At 61.8% G+C, this 16865-nt stretch carries 21 protein-coding genes; 14 read left to right on the forward strand and 7 right to left on the reverse strand.

Annotated elements, in window-relative coordinates; translation table 11 throughout:
• Window position 1 precedes the first annotated feature (1 nt).
• Both AC1DY9_RS08860 and AC1DY9_RS08865 read left to right on the forward strand, forming a co-directional pair.
• On the forward strand, window positions 2–1114 hold the full coding sequence (locus AC1DY9_RS08860) for a mandelate racemase/muconate lactonizing enzyme family protein (protein WP_477666312.1): 1113 nt from the start codon (window positions 2–4) through the stop codon (window positions 1112–1114).
• Window positions 1115–1284: 170 nt separating this feature from the next.
• Complete coding sequence (locus tag AC1DY9_RS08865) at window positions 1285–2223, forward strand: ion transporter (RefSeq protein ID WP_477666397.1); 939 nt, start codon at window positions 1285–1287, stop codon at window positions 2221–2223.
• On the opposite strand, the gene AC1DY9_RS08870 is transcribed toward AC1DY9_RS08865, so the two are convergent.
• Window positions 2220–2780 (reverse strand): YaeQ family protein, encoded by a 561-nt coding sequence (locus AC1DY9_RS08870; protein WP_477666313.1) that lies wholly within the window; start codon window positions 2778–2780, stop codon window positions 2220–2222. The two genes, AC1DY9_RS08865 and AC1DY9_RS08870, sit on opposite strands and share 4 nt — an antisense overlap.
• A 276-nt stretch (window positions 2781–3056) precedes the next feature.
• Here AC1DY9_RS08870 and AC1DY9_RS08875 point away from each other — a divergent pair, with 276 nt between their 5' ends.
• From AC1DY9_RS08875 to ppk2, 10 genes are all read left to right on the forward strand, one after another.
• A complete protein-coding gene (locus tag AC1DY9_RS08875; protein ID WP_477666314.1) occupies window positions 3057–4067 on the forward strand; it encodes an LLM class flavin-dependent oxidoreductase in 1011 nt (336 codons plus the stop codon).
• Between the two features lie 58 nt (window positions 4068–4125).
• Complete coding sequence (locus AC1DY9_RS08880) at window positions 4126–5169, forward strand: methionine synthase (protein ID WP_477666315.1); 1044 nt, start codon at window positions 4126–4128, stop codon at window positions 5167–5169.
• An 86-nt stretch (window positions 5170–5255) separates the two neighbouring features.
• Window positions 5256–5810, forward strand: coding sequence for a cupin domain-containing protein (locus AC1DY9_RS08885; protein ID WP_457279219.1), 555 nt, complete (start codon window positions 5256–5258; stop codon window positions 5808–5810).
• Window positions 5811–5988: 178 nt separating this feature from the next.
• On the forward strand, window positions 5989–6651 hold the full coding sequence (locus AC1DY9_RS08890; RefSeq protein ID WP_457279218.1) for a glycine zipper 2TM domain-containing protein: 663 nt from the start codon (window positions 5989–5991) through the stop codon (window positions 6649–6651).
• 292 nt (window positions 6652–6943) lie between these two features.
• On the forward strand, window positions 6944–7225 hold the full coding sequence (locus tag AC1DY9_RS08895) for a DUF427 domain-containing protein (protein ID WP_348047097.1): 282 nt from the start codon (window positions 6944–6946) through the stop codon (window positions 7223–7225).
• Window positions 7226–7382: 157 nt separating this feature from the next.
• Window positions 7383–8099: a class II aldolase/adducin family protein gene (locus AC1DY9_RS08900; protein ID WP_457279217.1), complete on the forward strand. Its 717-nt coding sequence runs from the start codon at window positions 7383–7385 to the stop codon at window positions 8097–8099.
• Window positions 8100–8128: 29 nt separating this feature from the next.
• On the forward strand, window positions 8129–9103 hold the full coding sequence (locus AC1DY9_RS08905; RefSeq protein WP_477666316.1) for a Bug family tripartite tricarboxylate transporter substrate binding protein: 975 nt from the start codon (window positions 8129–8131) through the stop codon (window positions 9101–9103).
• Window positions 9104–9288: 185 nt separating this feature from the next.
• Window positions 9289–9726 carry a universal stress protein gene (locus AC1DY9_RS08910; RefSeq protein ID WP_457279215.1) on the forward strand — a complete coding sequence of 146 codons (438 nt, stop codon included), beginning with the start codon at window positions 9289–9291 and terminating at the stop codon, window positions 9724–9726.
• Between the two features lie 48 nt (window positions 9727–9774).
• Window positions 9775–10014 (forward strand): HP1242/YdcH family protein, encoded by a 240-nt coding sequence (locus AC1DY9_RS08915; RefSeq protein WP_457279214.1) that lies wholly within the window; start codon window positions 9775–9777, stop codon window positions 10012–10014.
• A gap of 257 nt (window positions 10015–10271) precedes the next feature.
• Window positions 10272–11177 (forward strand): polyphosphate kinase 2, encoded by a 906-nt coding sequence (ppk2, locus tag AC1DY9_RS08920; protein ID WP_477666398.1) that lies wholly within the window; start codon window positions 10272–10274, stop codon window positions 11175–11177.
• Window positions 11178–11304: 127 nt separating this feature from the next.
• On the opposite strand, the gene AC1DY9_RS08925 is transcribed toward ppk2, so the two are convergent.
• On the reverse strand, window positions 11305–12069 hold the full coding sequence (locus tag AC1DY9_RS08925) for an SDR family NAD(P)-dependent oxidoreductase (RefSeq protein WP_477666317.1): 765 nt from the start codon (window positions 12067–12069) through the stop codon (window positions 11305–11307).
• 40 nt (window positions 12070–12109) lie between these two features.
• Window positions 12110–12817: a pseudouridine synthase gene (locus tag AC1DY9_RS08930; protein WP_457279212.1), complete on the reverse strand. Its 708-nt coding sequence runs from the start codon at window positions 12815–12817 to the stop codon at window positions 12110–12112.
• Between the two features lie 41 nt (window positions 12818–12858).
• On the opposite strand from AC1DY9_RS08930, the gene atpE reads away from it, so the two are divergent.
• Complete coding sequence (gene atpE / locus AC1DY9_RS08935) at window positions 12859–13095, forward strand: F0F1 ATP synthase subunit C (RefSeq protein WP_007868318.1); 237 nt, start codon at window positions 12859–12861, stop codon at window positions 13093–13095.
• Here the strand turns inward: atpE and AC1DY9_RS08940 are convergent.
• From AC1DY9_RS08940 to AC1DY9_RS08950, 3 genes are read right to left on the reverse strand one after another with little or no spacing between them, the layout of a single operon-like run.
• Window positions 13092–13424 carry a VF530 family protein gene (locus AC1DY9_RS08940; RefSeq protein WP_477666399.1) on the reverse strand — a complete coding sequence of 111 codons (333 nt, stop codon included), beginning with the start codon at window positions 13422–13424 and terminating at the stop codon, window positions 13092–13094. The two genes, atpE and AC1DY9_RS08940, sit on opposite strands and share 4 nt — an antisense overlap.
• Window positions 13425–13431: 7 nt before the next feature.
• The gene (locus tag AC1DY9_RS08945) at window positions 13432–13575 is read right to left on the reverse strand and encodes a hypothetical protein (protein ID WP_164483755.1); all 144 of its coding nucleotides are present in this window, start codon (window positions 13573–13575) and stop codon (window positions 13432–13434) included.
• Window positions 13576–13634: 59 nt separating this feature from the next.
• On the reverse strand, window positions 13635–14945 hold the full coding sequence (locus tag AC1DY9_RS08950; protein WP_477666318.1) for an NAD(P)/FAD-dependent oxidoreductase: 1311 nt from the start codon (window positions 14943–14945) through the stop codon (window positions 13635–13637).
• 333 nt (window positions 14946–15278) lie between these two features.
• Here AC1DY9_RS08950 and AC1DY9_RS08955 point away from each other — a divergent pair, with 333 nt between their 5' ends.
• Window positions 15279–16523 (forward strand): MFS transporter, encoded by a 1245-nt coding sequence (locus tag AC1DY9_RS08955; RefSeq protein WP_477666319.1) that lies wholly within the window; start codon window positions 15279–15281, stop codon window positions 16521–16523.
• On the opposite strand, the gene AC1DY9_RS08960 is transcribed toward AC1DY9_RS08955, so the two are convergent.
• Entirely contained in the window at window positions 16513–16830 is a 318-nt protein-coding gene (locus AC1DY9_RS08960) for a hypothetical protein (protein ID WP_477666320.1), read from the reverse strand. The two genes, AC1DY9_RS08955 and AC1DY9_RS08960, sit on opposite strands and share 11 nt — an antisense overlap.
• Between the last annotated feature and the right edge of the window lie 35 nt (window positions 16831–16865).

Here is a 16865-nt window from a genome sequence, read left to right on the forward strand (position 1 = left end):
ATTGAAAATCACATCGGTCAAGCCTTTCATCCTGCATGTGCCCGTTACGGGCTCGCAGATTGCTGACAGCACCCACACCATTTCGCATTGGGGCGTGGTCGGTGCGCAGATAGACACAGACAACGGCCTTACCGGCTACGGCTTCACCGGCACCCATGCCCATTTGCCGAGCGACCAGCTGATCACGCGCTGCATCGAGACCTGCCATGCACCGCTTCTGATCGGTGAAGACGCGGCAGACATCCAGCGTTTATGGCTCAAGCTGGCACGCAACCCGGCCCTGCAATGGGTGGGGCGCGCCGGCATCATCACGCTGTCTCAGGCCGCCATCGACATCGCGCTGTGGGACTTGAAAGCCAAGGCCGCAGGCGTGCCACTGTGGAAGCTGCTGGGCGGTCAGGTGCGCGAGAAAGTACGCGCTTACAACACCGACATCGGCTGGCTCAGCATTCCCGACGAACAACTGGTGGCAGGGGCGAAGCGCGCAGTCGACGAAGGCTTCACCGGTATCAAGGTCAAGATTGGCTCCAGCGTCGACCGCGACCTGAAACGGCTGGAAGCGGTACGTCGTGCCATCGGCCCCGCCATCACCATGGCGACCGACGGCAACGGCAAATGGGATTTGCCCACCTGCCAGCGCTTTTGCCGCGCAGCCGAGGCGTTTGATCTGTACTGGATTGAAGAGCCGCTTTGGTACGACGACGTGAAAGGCCATGCGCAACTGGCGCGCAGCACCAGCATTCCCGTCGCGCTGGGCGAGCAGCTCTACACGCACGATGCATTTGCCGAATTCTTCCACCAGGAAGCCATTCATTGGGTGCAGCCCGATGTGACGCGTATGGGCGGCATCACCGAAGTGCTGCGGGTGTGCGACACGGCGCATTCCTTCCGGTTGCCGGTGGCGCCACACGCGGGCGACATGAGCCAGGTGCATGTGCACCTGAATCACGCGCACCCGGCCTGCGCGGTGCTTGAATACATTCCCTGGATCAAGGACTGCTTTCTTGAGCCCGCGCAGGTGGTAGACGGCCACTTCAGCCTGCCGCAGCAGCCGGGTGCCAGCACCACGCCCACGGAAGCAGCCTGGGCCAGATACCGCCAGCCGGCATCCTGATGTCGTTCGGATGATTTTTAGTAAAAAGTGGCTGAGAGCCATAATGGACGGGCGCAAGCAGCTATAAAAATAGCAGCAAATCCCTGTGCGTCCGTGAAGGCTTTCCCGGTCAGGTATCGTGCTGCCCTGTCAACCCAATGAACACGCGGCGCTTGCTGCGCCTTTCCTGCATGGCCAAACCCGCTCCGCCTCTTCCTCCTTCCGACCTGGATGACAAGCCCCTCGATGGCTGGCGGCTGCGCCTGTACACCATCATCTTTGAGGCTGACACCCGTGCCGGGCGGCTTTTTGACAAGACCCTGATCGCCCTTATCCTGGTCAGCATCGCTGTGGTGATGGCCGACAGCGTGCAGGCGATCCATGCTTCGCACGGCCGGGCGTTCGCGGTGGTCGAATGGATTTTCACGCTGCTCTTCACCGCTGAATACATCGCGCGCCTGGTGTGTGTGCGTAAGCCTCTGCAGTACGCGACAAGCTTTTTCGGCATCATCGATCTGGTCGCCGTGTTGCCAACTTACCTGGCGCTGTTTTTTCCGGAACTCCATGCGCTCATCGATGTGCGCGTGCTGCGGCTGCTGCGTGTGTTCCGCATCTTCAAGCTGGCTGCCTATGTGGCCGAATACCAGTCGCTGGGCCGTGCGCTGGCAGCAAGTGGCCGCAAAATTCTGGTGTTCCTGTCGGCCGTGGTGATGATGGTGCTGGTGATGGGCACTGTGATGTACGTGGTCGAAGGGCCTTCCAACGGCTTTACCAGCATCCCGACTTCTGTGTATTGGGCCATCAGCACCGTCACCACCGTGGGCTTTGGCGACATCACGCCCAAGACCGACCTGGGCCGGCTGATCTCGTCATTCATGATGTTGCTGGGCTGGGGCATTCTGGCTGTGCCCACCGGCATTGTCACGGCCGAAATGGCGGCGGAGCGGCGCCTGCAGCATCTGGCCCTGCCAACCACGCGCACCTGCCATGAATGCCTGACCGAAGGCCACTTGCCCGAGGCAGACTTTTGCTTTCATTGCGGTGCGAAGCTGCCGCTTTATCAGCATCAAGGCCAGCACCAGGATTCCAGGGACGCGAAGGATGCGTCCTCTCGGCGTCCTGGTGTTTAAGACTCTCCGGCCGTCAACCGGCGCGGTGTGATCTCTACCGACCCGAGCGCTGTACTCATCCACACCGTGCCGTCTTGCACCGTCACCTGCAGCTGCATGCTGCGCTCGGCCAGCTTGGCCAGCGCCTGGCTTTCAGCCGCGTCGATCTGCCAGACCACCAGGTTGGGGGCGCGGGTGAGCTTGGTTTCAATGTTCTTCCACCAGACCGGTGTGCTGCTGGCAAAGCTGTAGACACTCACGCGTTCGGCGCGGCCGGCGGCCTTCATCAGGCGCTTGTCGTCGGGCTGGCCTACGTCGATCCAGTGCAGGATCTGCTCGGTGTAGTCCTTGTGCCAGAGCGCCGCTTCGTCCACGTCCCACAGGTCCTTGGCAAATTCCAGGTTGCCCTTTTTGTCGTCGGCCGGCACGTTGAGCGCGAAGGCCAGCAGGCGGATCATCATGCGTTCGTCGGCCTCCGACGGGTGGCGCGCAATGGTCACACTGTGGTCGGCGTAGATGCTGCGGTCCATGTCGGACAGGGCTAGCTGGGCTTTGTAGATAGTGGCTTTGAGTGCCATAGGATTTACTTCTTTATCTCGGGTCTGGACGGGAACGAACCCTCTATTGGAACAGAGTGGGAACAAAGTCGTCCCGGGGTAACCCCGCCCGAGCGGGATTTAAGGGGTCTGGCTATAGTTTGCCGATGCCGGGCGCGATGTTGCATGCCATCTGGAACATAAAAACGCGTCTTTTGCGCCAGGCCTGCGTTGCAAATCCGCGCGATACCTTCGTATCGCTGTGGTTTGCGCCTTGTCCTGACCCAAAATCCATCGTTTTTATTTGTCCCAGCTAGCATGCAACATCGCACCAGCCTCTCCGTTCTCGACCAGTCCGTCGCCGTCACCGGCCGTACGGAAGACGCCTCCATCCGTGAAACCCTGCAGCTGGCCCGCCATTGCGAAGCGCTGGGCTACAAGCGCTTTTGGGTCAGCGAACACCACAGTCACCCCAGCATCGTCGGCTCGGCCCCCGAAGTCTTGATGGCGGCCATCGCGGCCACCACCAGCCGCATCCGTGTGGGCAGTGCCGGTGTCATGCTGCCGCACTATGCGGCACTCAAGGTGGCCGAGCAGTTTCGGGTGCTGGAAGCTATCGCCCCCGGCCGCATCGATCTGGGTGTGGGCCGCGCGCCGGGCTCGGACATGCGCACGGCGCGCCTGCTCAGCAGCGACCCGCGCCAGTCGGCCGAGAACTTTCCCATTCAGGTGCGCGAGCTGCAGGCCTGGCTGGCGGGCGTTGACCTGCCCAAAGGCCACCCGGGCCGTGGTGTGACGGCCAACCCCATGGGCCCGACCACGCCGGAGATGTGGATGCTGGGCAGCTCCGACTACGGCGCGCAGCTGGCCGCACACTACGGCTTGCCGTATGCGTTTGCTTACTTCATCACTGACGGGCAGGGTGTGGAGCAGGCGCTGGAGATTTACCGCTCGACCTACCGGCCCAGTCCGCGCCACCCCACGCCGCAGGCGGTGCTCTGCGTGTGGGCGCTGGCGGCTGACACCGAGGCCGAGGCCTGGCACCACTTCTCGGGCCGCGAGCGCTGGAAGATAGACCGTAACCGAGGTGCACTGGCGGCTCTGCCCTCGCCCGAAGAGGTGGCGCAGCGGCCATATACGCCGGTCGAGCAGATGGAGGCCGACAGGCTCAGGGCCAATGCGCTGGTCGGCAGCGGCCCGCAAGTAGCCGCTAAATTAAGGGCGCTGGCCCATACACTGGGGGTTGACGAGCTGGTCGTGATCACCTGGACGCATGACCCCGCCGCCCGCAGGCGCTCCTATGAACTGCTGGCGCGGGAGTTTTTCTGAGTTTGAAACCGGCCACCAAAAAAAAGCATTGAACAAATATTGAGACAAGGACCACCCCATGCAAACGCCTCCTGCCACTCCGCTCTTTAGCGCCGCCATCGCCGGCAGCCTGCCCAAACCCGGCTGGCTGTCGGAAACCCAAAAACTCTGGCCTCAGTGGAAAAGTGAAGGCGAAGAACTCAAGCAGGCCAAGGCCGACGCCACGCTGCTGTGGATCAAGGTGCAGGAAGACGCGGGCCTGGACGTGATTGGTGACGGCGAGCAGTCGCGCCAGCACTTTGTGCACGGTTTTCTGGAGCAGGTTGAAGGTATCGACTTCGAGCACAAGGTCAAGATGGGCATACGCGACAACCGCTATGACGCGATGGTGCCGCAGGTGGTGTCCCAGCTCAAGCTCAAGGGCCGGGTGCATGCTGCTGAAGCACGGCTGCTGCGCGCACACACCACCAAAAAAATCAAATTCACCTTGCCTGGCCCGATGACGATTGTCGACACCGTGGCCGACCAGTTCTACGGCGACAAGGTCAAGATGGCGATGGCGTTTGCCGAACTGCTGAACCAGGAAGCGCTGGCGCTGCAGGCCGACGGAGTGGACATCATTCAGTTCGACGAACCCGCCTTCAATGTCTACATGAAGGAAGCCGCCGACTGGGGCGTGAGGGCGCTGGAGCGCGCGGCGCAGGATCTGACCTGCACGACCGCCGTGCACATTTGCTACGGCTACGGCATCAAGGCCAACACCGACTGGAAGGAAACCCTGGGCGAGGAATGGCGGCAGTACGAAACCGTGTTTCCGGCGCTCGCCAAAAGCACCATCCGCCAGGTCAGCCTGGAGTGCTACCACTCCCACGTGCCGCCGTACCTGATGGCGCTGCTTGAGGGCAAGGACGTGATGGTCGGCGTGATCGACGTCGCCAGCGAGGAGATTGAAACACCCGAGCAGGTGGCCGACACCATCGGCCAGGCGCTCAAATATGTGCCCAGGAACCGATTGATTCCCTGCACCAATTGCGGCCTGGCGCCCATGGACCGCGAAGTGGCGCTGAAGAAGTTGCAGGCGCTGGGCGCAGGTGCGGCGCTGGCGCGGGAACGCTACAAGTAAGGTTGCTCAGCGGACGCGGCATCGCTGCGCAGTGCGGGAGGCCGTTGTGCTGGACTGAATGCACGGCGCTGGTGTACGCTGACAGCATGAGCAATGACCCCACGCTTCCGCATCATCCTCACGACCACGATCATTCCCACGGTCCCGGACACAAGCATCCCCATGCGCATGGAGAAGCCGACCCGCCGTGGAAGCACGACGGCGTGCGCGTGATCGCCGGCAATCAGCTGGACAGCAACACGGCACAGACACCGGGCATGGACAGGCGGGCCGCCATCAACTTTGCCCGCGTGGGCGCACAAAAGCTGTGGGCCGGCACAGTGACCATCCACGCTGACGCCAAGACCGGCGCGCATCACCACGGCCACCTGGAGAGCGTGATCTATGTCATTCGGGGTAGAGCCCGCATGCGCTGGGGCGACCACCTGGAGTTCACCGCCGAGGCCGGTCCGGGCGACTTCATCTATGTGCCGCCTTACGTGCCGCACCAGGAAATCAACGCCAGCCCGACCGAGGTGCTGGAGTGCGTGCTGTGCCGCAGTGATGGCGAAGCGGTTGCTATCAACCTCGATATCGATCCGGTGGAAAAGCCGGACACAGTGCTGTGGGTGGACCCGACCCATCCCCATGGGGGCGTCTAAAAAGACGTGTAAAGCTTGGGTGAAGGCTGTATGAGGGCAGTGTGAACGCGTGCTGAAGTGCGGAAAAGCGCACACTTTCACCTGAACGCGGAAAGCTTTCCTTACGAATGTCACTTCGTCCTACAGGATGTATCCGTCGGTGTTGTTACAACCGGGGCTCACACACAGGAGTTCCATCATGGACACCAACAACCAAGTTAACCAACCCGCCGTTCAACCTCAGCCTGCCCACCAGCCGGGCTTCTCGCAGCGCCTGCAGCACAGCAAGGCGCTTGTCGCCATCGTTGCCGTGCTCGGCGTGACCGTGATGGCGCTGGCCGCCGCGCTGGTCGTCAACCGGTCCGACGCGCAGCCGGGTGGATCGGCCGCGGTCAATGAACCCGCCCAGACTTCCAAGCTGGCGGCGGATACGTCCAAACACACGCAGCCCGCCAAGCCGCACACCAGCCCGGTCGTGGTCGCGCAAGCCTCGCCGCGCGCCAATGTCTGCGCAACCTGCGGCACCGTCGAAGCTGTGACCCCCGTCCAACGCCAGGGCAAGGTGAATGGCGTGGATGTGGGCAACACCACCATCGGACTTGGCACAGTGGCCGGCGGCGTTGTCGGCGGCCTTGTCGGTAACCAGATGGGTGGCGGCAATGGCAAAACCGCCATGACCGTGCTGGGTGTTGCAGGCGGCGCATTTGCCGGCAACCAGATCGAGAAAAACATGAAGAAGGTCACCGTGTACGAAGTGCGCGTGCGCATGGACGATGGCACCGTGCGCAACATGGAGCTTTCCAGCGCTGTGGCAGTGGGTTCGAAGGTGATTGTTGAAGGCAAGAATCTCCGTCTGGCCTAAAAAATGGCCCCCACGGTCGCTCACTTCGTGTAGCTTCCTGCCCCCCGAGGGGGCCGCCCGCCCTACGGCCCGGCAAAGCCGGTTCCGGGGCTCATGCTGGCATGAAGAGGGGGCACAACAAAAAGCGCTGGTGTTTGTCACTGGCGCTTTTTTTTGGCCGCTTCATAAATCCCCCGGGCCGGGCAAGGGCTGTGCGGAGGGTTAGCATGGAGCCCTGTTTCTTCCAAATTCCCGATCAGCCGATCGACCTCCACCCCGCCTCAACATCCACATCGAACAGAAAGAAAGACCCATGAAAGCCATCTGGAACGGCGCAGTGATTGCGCAAAGCGACGACACCGTGGTGGTGGAAGGCAACCACTATTTCCCCGAAAGCGCGCTCAACCGCGACTACGTGACCTTCAGCAACCACCACACCATGTGCTCATGGAAAGGGCAGGCCAGTTACTACTCGTTGCTGGTCAACGGTGAAATGAATACCGATGCCGCCTGGTATTACCCCGATCCCAAGCCCGAAGCCGACAACATCAAGGGCCATATTGCGTTCTGGAAAGGCGTGAAGATCGAGCCCTGACGCGCCAGCCTGAGGTGGCGGCTGCCGGAGGGGCCGATGAATGCCCGAAGAGGGCGGGTTTACCCTGAATCTTCAGCGTTTGCCTGGAAAATTTGCCATGTAATATGCATGCTTATTAAAAATGACCCTTCCGGGCCGTTGCCAATAAGGAGACTTCATGACGCTTTCCGCGCCCGATCCAGCGCTGGTCGAAAAACTCGTGATGGCCAACCGCATCCTGTACGACCAGGGGGTGGTAGATGGCTTTGGCCATGTGAGCGTGCGCCACGACAAGTCACCTGAACATTTTCTGCTGTCCTGCAACCGTGCGCCCGGGCTGGTCAAAAAAGCTGACATCCTGACTTACGACCTCAATGGCGACCTGGTGGGTGAGTCCACGCTGCGGTCCTACCTTGAACGTTTCATTCACGGCGAAATCTTTCGCGCGCGGCCCGACGTGATGGCGGTGGTGCACAGCCATTCCCCCAGCGTGATTCCTTTCGGCGTGACCGGCCAGCGCCTGCGCCCCATATTCCACATGAGCGGTTTTTTGGGCAGCGGCTCGTCGCTGTATGAAATCCGCGAGTCCAACGGCAACACCGACCTGCTGATCCGCGACATGGGGCTGGGCAAAGACCTCGCCAGGGCACTGGGCCAGCACACCTGCGTGCTGATGCGTGGCCACGGTTCGACCGTAGTGGCGCCTTCGCTGGAGCGCGCGGTTTACCGGGCGGTCTATGCCGAAGAAAATGCCAAGCTGCAGCTAACCGCATCGGCCCTGGGCCCGATCGAATTCCTGACGTCCGAAGAAGCGGACCTGGCCATGGCGACGAATGAGGGCCAAGTCATGCGGCCGTGGGAATTGTGGAGCCGCCGTATCGGCGCTATTGAATAAACAGCCCGGACAAACGAAAAAGGCGAATCATGAAATTTCCAAAGCTCCTGGCCCTGGTCACCTTGATGTCACTGACCTCCATGACAGCAACGCAGGCGCTGGCGCAAGCCTATCCATCACGCCCCGTGCGCATCATTGTTCCTTATGGCACCGGCGGCGGCTCCGACATCCTGGCGCGCCAGATCGGCGCACGCCTGCAGACCCTGTGGGGGCAGGGCATTGCGGTAGACAACCGTGCGGGTGCCTCCGGCAATATCGGCACGGAAGCCGTGGTCAAGGCGCCGGCAGACGGCTACACGCTGCTGCTGCAAAACAGCACCATGGTGGTCAACCCGGCCGTGAACGGCAAGCTCAACTACGACCCCGAGAAGGACCTGACGCCCATCATGCTGCTGGGCCTCACACCGATCGCGCTGGTGTCGCACCAGAGCACCAACATCAAGACGATTCAGGAACTGGTCGCCTATTCCAAAGCCAATCCGGCGGCGCTGAGCTACGGCTCTTGCGGCGTCGGCACACCGCAGCATTTCGTGATGGAACTGGTCAAGCAAAAGTCTGGTGTCAGTGCTACCCATGTCGGCTACAAGGGCTGTGCCCCTGCGCTGACCGACGTGGTGGGCGGGCAGGTGCAACTGGCCATCCTCAGCGCCAACCTTGCTGCGCCGCACATCAAGACCGGCAAGCTCAACGGCATTGGCGTGTCAACCGCCACGCGCTACGACCTGATGCCCCAGGTGCCGACCTTTGAAGAGCAGGGCCTGAAGCCTCTGGACTTTTCCATCTGGTATGCGCTGATGGGCCCGGCCAAAATGCCGCCCGAGGTGGTTGCCAAAATTTACGCGGACGTTCAAAAAGTACTGGCCGAAGCCGCTGTGAGGGAAAACCTTTCAGGGGCAGGCGTGGAGCCCCTGAGCGGCGACGGCGCCGCGCTTGCCAGGCTGATCAAGGTGGACCTGGCGCGTTATGCGCAACTGGCCAAATCGGCCAATATCAAACCTGAATGAATGCCGCGGGGCAGTGACGTCCGTGCAGCGCAGTGCTGCGGTTTCGGCGCCTTGTCTGACGGCGGCCTGTCGCCCAATACCCTATAACTGATGCATGGCGGGCCGTAGCGGCCCTGCGCTGGCCGGCATTGACCCGCGAAGGGCGCCGGCCGCAGAATCCATTCCTGGCTCAAGGAGATTCCATCATGTACAAGCACATTCTGGTTCCTGTAGACGGCTCTTCCACCGCGCGCAAGGCGATCGGCAATGCATTGGCAGTGGCCCAGGCTTTCAAGAGCGAGGTGACCGTCGTTTACGTCATAGACCCTTATGCTTTTACCGGGGTGGGCGCCGACTTTGCCTATGGGCAGGCCGAATACCTGAGCGCTGCCACGGCCGAAGCCAATGAGGCCATCACTGCAGCCAAACAGGCCTTCCAGGAGGCGGGTATCACCGCTACCGGCTCGGTGGTGGAAGGCCATGCCATCTATCGCGGCATCCTCGACACCGCCGAAGCAGTCGATGCCGACCTGATCGTCATGGGTTCCCACGGCCGCCGCGGGCTTGAAAAACTGGTGCTGGGCAGTGTCACCGCCCAGGTGCTTTCCCACGCGCACCTGCCTGTGCTGGTGGTGCGCGACTGAACAGCTGTTCGTTTCCCGACGGCGTGACGCTACACAAAAGGAGTTTTTATGGACCTTCTGAATCACGACATTGCACATGAATTTCCGGAATACCTGCAGAAGATGCGCAGCCTCAAGGTGTCTGACCCACACTTTGCTGAGCTCTTTGCGCGCTACGACGAGGATAACCACGCGATTGCAAAGTATGAGCAGGGCGTGGGTGTCATCACGGACGAGGCGCTGGAAGACCTGAAAAAGCGGCGGCTCAAGGTCAAGGACGAGATTTACCAGATCCTCAAGAAAAGCTGATCACGTCATGGGAGTTCCTGATTTTTAAGGAAAACTGCCTTGAAACCCAATAGGGACGTGCGCAAGCAGCTATCAAAATGGAAGCGAAAAACGGGGTTGATATCGTTCCTGCCCTGCAGGGCGGCTTGAAAGTCCGGTGATATGGCCAACGGTTTTCGGCTGTTTCATCAAACTGCCATGTGCCGCGGGTACGCTGGGGTGTTGACCGATTTCCGGTTGTGCAGGAGAGAACCTTGAGTTCAAGCGACGAAGAATTAATGCGGCGGATCCGCAATGACCTGATCGACAGCTACGACGAAGAGCTGGAGATGGAGATTGAAGACCGCACCGTGGCCGAGCTTATCGGGGAAGAGCAACCTGCCCGCAGCCCCAGGGACGCGGCACAGGAAAAAGAAGACCGCCGCCAGTACTTCCGTGAGCTGTTCCGCCTGCAGGCCGAACTCGTGAAGCTGCAGGACTGGGTGGTCAGCACCGGCCACAAGGTGGTGATTTTGTTTGAAGGACGCGATGCCGCCGGCAAGGGCGGCGTGATCAAACGCATCACCCAGCGGCTTAATCCGCGCGTCTGCCGTGTGGCGGCATTGCCGGCCCCGAACGACCGCGAGCGTACGCAGTGGTACTTCCAGCGTTATGTGTCCCATTTGCCGGCAGCCGGAGAGATCGTGCTGTTTGACCGCAGCTGGTACAACCGCGCCGGCGTGGAACGCGTCATGGGCTTTTGCACTGACGACCAGTACGAGGAATTTTTCCGTACTGTGCCGGAGTTTGAAAAGATGCTGGTGCGTTCGGGCATACAGCTCATCAAGTACTGGTTCTCCATCTCCGACGAAGAGCAGCACCTGCGCTTTCTCGGTCGCATCCACGACCCGCTCAAGCAATGGAAGCTCAGCCCCATGGACCTGGAGTCACGCCGCCGCTGGGAGGAGTACACCAAGGCCAAGGAAATCATGCTGGACCGCACCCACATCCCCGAGGCCCCATGGTGGGTGGTGCAGGCGGACGACAAGAAAAAAGCCCGCCTGAACTGCATCCACCACCTGCTGCAGCAGATGCCCTACCAGGAAACCCCGCACCCGCCCATCGTGCTGCCCGAACGGGTGCGCCATGAGGACTATGTGCGTACTCCGGTCCCACAAAACATTGTGGTGCCGGAGGTCTATTAACACCCCCGTTCAGGCTCACTTCGTGTAGCCTGCTCCCCCCTTGCAGGGGGCGAAGCCAGCGGCCCGGCAAAGCCGGTTCCGCGGCTCCTGCTTGGTTGAAGAGTTCTTTGGTAACCAGTGGGAGTGGTCAGTCCCTCGCGTCAGCTACTGGATTGGCGCCGAAATCTGGCCGTGCCAGGAAAGCGAGGATTCGCGCAGCGGCATCTTCGGGCGATGTCAACACGCCGCCGGTTTTCAAACCCACAAACGACTCACGATCCGGAAAGGCCTTGGGGTCGGCTGTGCGCAGCTGCTCCTGCATGCCGGTGTCGATCACGCCCGGCGCGAGTGAGCAGACTTTGGCGCCATGGGGCTTCAGGGCTTCTTCCAGTGCCAGGCAGCGGGTGAAATGGTCCATGCCGGCTTTGGCGGCACAGTAGGCCGCTTGCGAAGCCATGGCGCGGCGCCCCAGGCCTGACGAAATATTGAGCACCTTGCGCGGCGCCTGCCAGCTGTCGGTGGCGCGCAGGAACGCGGCGGTGATTTGCATCGGTGCTTCCAGCCCCACACGCAGCGCCCTTGCCAGGTCGGCTTCGCCAATCTGGTCCAGCGAGCCGATCTGCGGAATCACACCCGCGTTGTTGATCAGCGTGACGCTGGTCCAGGGTTTCTTGGCATGTGAATCCTTGAGCCAGCTTTCCAGCTTCTCATTCAGTGAGCCGCTGTCCGCCAGGTCATGCGTCCATTGCAGCACCGTAGCGCCGACATGCTGCGCATGTTCTTCCAGCTCGGGCACCGCCGTGCGCGAAATGCCAAGCACCGTGTGGCCGGCGGTGAGCAGCTGGCGTGCCATGGAAAAGCCCATGCCGCGCGAGGCGCCTGTGATGAGGGTGAGGTGAGTGGTTTGTGTCATGGCTGCATGGTAGCGCCGGTACCATGGAACTGCTCGCGGTCTAAAAGTCGGGCTTGCTTTCAAATGCCATCGCCTGCCCACTGGCCGGGTGCATGAACTGCAGCGCTGCGGCGTGCAGCAACAGCCGGGGCGCGGCCGCCTGTACCGTTTCAGAGGCGTACAGCGCGTCGCCCAAAATCGGATGGCCCAGCGCTTTTAGATGCACGCGCAATTGATGCGACCGGCCGGTGACAGGTTCGAGTTCTACGCGCGTGGTGTTAGCCGCCGTGTCATGCGCCAGCACGCGCCAGCGGGTCTGGCTGGGTTTGCCGCGTTCACCGTCGATGATGCGCAGCGGCCGGCGTGGCCAGTCCACGATGATGGGCAGGTCGATCAGGCCCCAGCTGTCTGGGGCATTCGGCTCACTCGGTGCGGGCAAGCGGCCGCTAACCACCGCCACGTAACGCTTGCCAACCTCACGCGTTTCAAACGATCGGCTCAGCGCCCGCTGCATGGCCGCGCCGCGCGCCATCAGCATCAGGCCGGAGGTGGCCTGGTCCAGCCGGTGCACGATCAGGGCGTCTGGAAAGGCGGTCTGCACGCGGGCGCTCAGGCAGTCCTGCTTGTCTTCGCCGCGTCCCGGCACTGAGAGCAGTCCTGAAGGCTTGTCCAGCACCAGCAGGAACTCATCGGCGTGTAGCAGCCTCACACCTGGAATGTCGATGACATTACCTGCGGGGTAATTGTTCTGCGGCGACTCGGCCTTCATGATTCAGTCAACGAAAAGTTTTTAACCAAGGAGAAGACATCATGACTGACGCAGGTGCCATTGCCATTGCATGTGGATTGATCATCGGCCTGGGCGCCATTGGCGCCTGCCTGGGCATAGGGGCGATGGGCGGGCGATTTCTGGAAGGTGCCGTGCGCCAGCCCGAAATGATGGAGCCGCTGCAGGTCAAGATGTTTCTGCTGGCCGGCCTGATCGATGCCAACTTCCTGATCGGTGTGGGCATCGCCATGATGCTCCTGTTCGCCAATCCCCTCTAGGGCTGGTGCTTGGCTTTAGGCGGCGGGAAGTTGTGAACCGGCGGGCTGCTGCGCTTGACTTCCCGCAGCATGAATAGGTAAAGGCTTTCAACCTTCTCGCGCGCCCAGGGCGTCTTGCGCAAAAATTTCAGGCTGGACGCCACGCTGGGATCGCTGGTGAAGCAGCGGATGTTGATGCGCTGGCCGAGCTCTTGCCAGCCGTAGTGATCAGACAGCGCAGTGACGATCGTTTCCAGTTTGACGCCGTGCAGCGGATTGCCCGGCTGTGCGGTAGCAGCAGCCGGGACTTCTTCCCGCAAATTTTCAGGCGAATCGCCAGAGCCGGCCATCAAGGCTTTATTTGTTCTTCAGCTTGCCGCGCAGTGGTACCTGCGTCACGATGGTCGGGCGCACCGCGTCGGGAGACACCGTCTTGGGTGGTGAGGTGTCCTTCTTCGGCTTCTTGACCATCTTGTTGTTGTTTTGCTGTCCTTTTGCCATGGTTTTCTCCGTTGGGTTGAGTGAAGTTGATAAAAATTGCGAGGGTGATGCCCCGATTATCAATGCAACTTGATGCGCGGGCGATAGGTCCGGTCCAGCATTTCAGACAGGGTGATCAGCGCGGTTTTCTTGAAGCCGCCCAGCGCCAGCTGGTGCTGCTTGTGCAGGCCCCAGTACATGAACTTGGCCAGCTGGCCTTCAATAAAGAAGCTGCCCTTGGTGAGGCTGCCCATCAGGCTGCCGACGGAGGAGTATTCCGACAGTGACACCAGCGAACCCTGGTCTTTGAAGACGAAGGGCGCCACCGGCTTGCCGGCGATCAGGTCGGAGAGCGAGCGCGTCAGGTACATGGCCTGCTGGTAGGCGGCCTGGGCTCGCGGCGGTACCCAGGTGCCGTCGGGTTGCTGGCATGCCGCGCAGTCGCCAAAGGCATAGATGTTTGCGTCGCCCGTGCTTTGCAGGTTTCCGTTCACCACCAGCTGGTTGAGCCTGTTGGTTTCCAGCGGGTTGCCATCGCCCAGGGTCCGCAGAAAGTCGGAGGCTTTTACGCCGGCGGCCCACACCGTGATGCTCGATGAAATGACCTTGCCGCTGGCCATCTTCAGGCTGTCGGCCGTGACTTCCACCACCTTTTCATTGGTGTGCACTTCGATGGCCAGCTTGCGCAGCTCGCGCATGGCCGATTCGCTCAGTCGCTCGGGCAACTGGGCCAGCAGGCGCGGTGCGGCTTCGACGAGCACGATCTGCAGGTCTTTTTCGGGGTGGATGTGATCAAAGCCGTAGTTGGCCAGCACCCGTGCTGCGGCATGCAGCTCGGCGGCCAGCTCCACCCCGGTGGCGCCGCCGCCCACGATCGCCACCGTCAGACGGCCGCTACCCGCCACGCGCGGCACGGTTTGCGCGCGAATGCAGGCGTTGATCAGGCGGTCGTTAAAGCGCTTGGCAGCTTGCGGGCTGTCCAGCTTGATGGTGTGTTCGGCCGCACCGGGTGTGCCGAAGTCGTTGGTCTGGCTGCCCACGGCAATCACCAGTGTGTCGTAGGCCAGTTGCTGGGCCGGTGTGATCTCGCGGCCGGCTTCGTCATGGCTGGCGGCCAGCTGCAGGGTTTTGTTCTGGCGGTCCACGCCGGTCAGGCTCCCCAGGCGGAACTTGAAATGGTTCCAGCGGGCCTGTGCGAGGTATTCAATTTCTTCGGCGTGGGTGTCAAAACTGCCTGCGGCCAGCTGGTGCAGCAGCGGTTTCCAGACATGGGTGCGGGCGGCGTCGACCAGGGTGACCTCGGCCAGGCCCTTTTTGCCCAGGCGTTTGCCCAGTTGCGTGGCCAGCGCCAGCCCTCCGGCGCCTCCGCCCACTATGACGATTCGGTGCATAACTTCTTCCTCCTGGTGCCAGGGTGGCCCTGTTATGTCGCCATGTTAACTGCCTGTTTCGCCTAAAACGGCCACCCACTTAAAGCCAATGGCCTAATTTTCAGGCCAGCAGGCGGGCTTATCGGGCTTCTCCCCCGGTTCGGGCGAAATCGGTTCAGTTCCGGGCACGGCCGTCGTGCCTGCGAATGAGACGATGCGGGAATACTGGTTTAGCCAGGCAGGACGTGCGCAAGCAGCTATTAAATCAATAGCATTACAGCCACTGAAGGCGTTCCCTCAAGAGTAGCCCCGTGCCACACCTTGCGGGTACGGCACTGTTAAGCTTCGGGCCGCATGCCGACACACTCATTCAAGGAACTCACCCACCAGCGTGCCTACATGCGCATGTGGTTCGCCCGGATTTTTGCCACCACAGGCAACCAGATGCTGATGGTCGCCGTGGGCTGGCAGATGTACGAATTGACCGGCAGCGCCTGGGACCTTGGCCTGGTGGGGCTGTACCAGTTTGTGCCGGCCTTGTTGCTGACGCTGGTGGCCGGGCATGTCGCCGACCGGGCTCACCGCGGGCGCATCATCGCGGCCTGCCTGGTGACGCAGGCCACGGTGGCGATGATCCTGGTGGCGGCCACGCAAGGCTGGCAAGTTGGGGGAATGCACCACAGCTGGGTTTCGCGCGAGCTGTTGCTGGCGGTATCGGTCATGCTGGGCGTGGCCCGCGCCTTCCAGATGCCCGCGCAGCAATCGCTCACCCCGGTGCTGGTGCCGCCTGCCATGCTGCCGCGCGCCATGGCTTTCAGCTCGGCCGGCATGCAGGCGGCGGTCATAGGCGGGCCGGCGCTAGGTGGCGTGATTTTTGTGGCCGGCGCCACGGCGGTGTATGCCACCTGCGCCTTCCTCTTTGCCACCGGCTGCGTGCTGATCGCGGTGCTGCGCTATGACCACGCGCCGCCGCCGCGCGAGCCGGTGACGCTGCGCACGCTGCTGGCCGGCGTGGAGTTTGTATGGCAGCGCAATGCCCTGCTGGGCGCTGCGTCGCTGGATCTTTTTGCCGTGCTGCTGGGCGGCGCCACGGCCTTGCTGCCCATGTTCGCCAAAGACATCCTGCACGTCGGGCCCTGGGGCCTGGGCCTGCTGCGCGGCGCCCCTGCGGTCGGCGCCCTGTTGACGTCCGCGGTGCTGACACGCTGGCCGCTGGAGCGACGCGTCGGGCCGACCATGCTGTCAGCAGTCGCCCTGTACGGCGTGTGCATGGTGGTGTTTGGCCTGTCGACCAGTTTTGTGCTGTCGCTGCTGGTGCTGGCCGTCTCGGGCGGTGCCGACATGGTCAGCGTGGTGGTGCGCCAGACACTGGTGCAGATCGAAACCCCCAACGAAATGCGCGGCCGCGTCAGCGCCGTCAACTCGGTATTCATCGGTGCGTCCAACCAGCTTGGTGAGTTTGAATCAGGCGCCACTGCTGCGCTGCTGGGGCCGGTGGGCTCGGTGGTGGCGGGTGGGGTGGGTACGCTGCTGGTGGCTGCGGCGTGGTTCAGGCTGTTTCCGTCGTTGTCGCGGCGGGACAAGATGGTCAATCACTAGCTTTCACGCTGGCTCGAACCGCCCGCCGGCTCTTTCGACTGCCCAGCACTTCACCCAATGGGTCGTCCGCAGATTTGCGCCAGTGGCGTGGCTTGGTAGAGCGCACCTGGTTCTCAAGCGCGTCGAGTTGTTCTGGGTCAACAGTCCGCACTACTTGCGCCAGTTTGTGGTCTTGCGCGTGTCGCTCAGACCGGATGCCTCTCGCCTTGGAAAGCGGTATTCCTTTGCGCGAAGCCTTGCTATTTTCGCCGTAGGTATTTCGACGGTCTTTCAGGTAGCTGAGACGTTTTTTCTGTTGAGGAGTCATATTGAGGCCAACGTAATTCGGGTGTGGTGTGGATC

This window comes from Polaromonas sp. P1_F6, from assembly GCF_056405695.1.

Excerpts from the sequence above, each read along its gene's own strand:
- AC1DY9_RS08865 (WP_477666397.1), top strand. The coding sequence starts at position 1,285 with ATGGCCAAACCCGCTCCGCCTCTTCCTCCTTCCGACCTGGATGACAAG.
- AC1DY9_RS08870 (WP_477666313.1), bottom strand. The coding sequence starts at position 2,780 with ATGGCACTCAAAGCCACTATCTACAAAGCCCAGCTAGCCCTGTCCGAC.
- AC1DY9_RS08875 (WP_477666314.1), top strand. The coding sequence starts at position 3,057 with ATGCAACATCGCACCAGCCTCTCCGTTCTCGACCAGTCCGTCGCCGTC.
- AC1DY9_RS08880 (WP_477666315.1), top strand. The coding sequence starts at position 4,126 with ATGCAAACGCCTCCTGCCACTCCGCTCTTTAGCGCCGCCATCGCCGGC.
- AC1DY9_RS08885 (WP_457279219.1), top strand. The coding sequence starts at position 5,256 with ATGAGCAATGACCCCACGCTTCCGCATCATCCTCACGACCACGATCAT.
- AC1DY9_RS08890 (WP_457279218.1), top strand. The coding sequence starts at position 5,989 with ATGGACACCAACAACCAAGTTAACCAACCCGCCGTTCAACCTCAGCCT.
- AC1DY9_RS08895 (WP_348047097.1), top strand. The coding sequence starts at position 6,944 with ATGAAAGCCATCTGGAACGGCGCAGTGATTGCGCAAAGCGACGACACC.
- AC1DY9_RS08900 (WP_457279217.1), top strand. The coding sequence starts at position 7,383 with ATGACGCTTTCCGCGCCCGATCCAGCGCTGGTCGAAAAACTCGTGATG.
- AC1DY9_RS08905 (WP_477666316.1), top strand. The coding sequence starts at position 8,129 with ATGAAATTTCCAAAGCTCCTGGCCCTGGTCACCTTGATGTCACTGACC.
- AC1DY9_RS08910 (WP_457279215.1), top strand. The coding sequence starts at position 9,289 with ATGTACAAGCACATTCTGGTTCCTGTAGACGGCTCTTCCACCGCGCGC.
- AC1DY9_RS08915 (WP_457279214.1), top strand. The coding sequence starts at position 9,775 with ATGGACCTTCTGAATCACGACATTGCACATGAATTTCCGGAATACCTG.
- ppk2 (WP_477666398.1), top strand. The coding sequence starts at position 10,272 with ATGCGGCGGATCCGCAATGACCTGATCGACAGCTACGACGAAGAGCTG.
- AC1DY9_RS08925 (WP_477666317.1), bottom strand. The coding sequence starts at position 12,069 with ATGACACAAACCACTCACCTCACCCTCATCACAGGCGCCTCGCGCGGC.
- AC1DY9_RS08930 (WP_457279212.1), bottom strand. The coding sequence starts at position 12,817 with ATGAAGGCCGAGTCGCCGCAGAACAATTACCCCGCAGGTAATGTCATC.
- atpE (WP_007868318.1), top strand. The coding sequence starts at position 12,859 with ATGACTGACGCAGGTGCCATTGCCATTGCATGTGGATTGATCATCGGC.
- AC1DY9_RS08940 (WP_477666399.1), bottom strand. The coding sequence starts at position 13,424 with ATGGCCGGCTCTGGCGATTCGCCTGAAAATTTGCGGGAAGAAGTCCCG.
- AC1DY9_RS08945 (WP_164483755.1), bottom strand. The coding sequence starts at position 13,575 with ATGGCAAAAGGACAGCAAAACAACAACAAGATGGTCAAGAAGCCGAAG.
- AC1DY9_RS08950 (WP_477666318.1), bottom strand. The coding sequence starts at position 14,945 with ATGCACCGAATCGTCATAGTGGGCGGAGGCGCCGGAGGGCTGGCGCTG.
- AC1DY9_RS08955 (WP_477666319.1), top strand. The coding sequence starts at position 15,279 with ATGCCGACACACTCATTCAAGGAACTCACCCACCAGCGTGCCTACATG.
- AC1DY9_RS08960 (WP_477666320.1), bottom strand. The coding sequence starts at position 16,830 with ATGACTCCTCAACAGAAAAAACGTCTCAGCTACCTGAAAGACCGTCGA.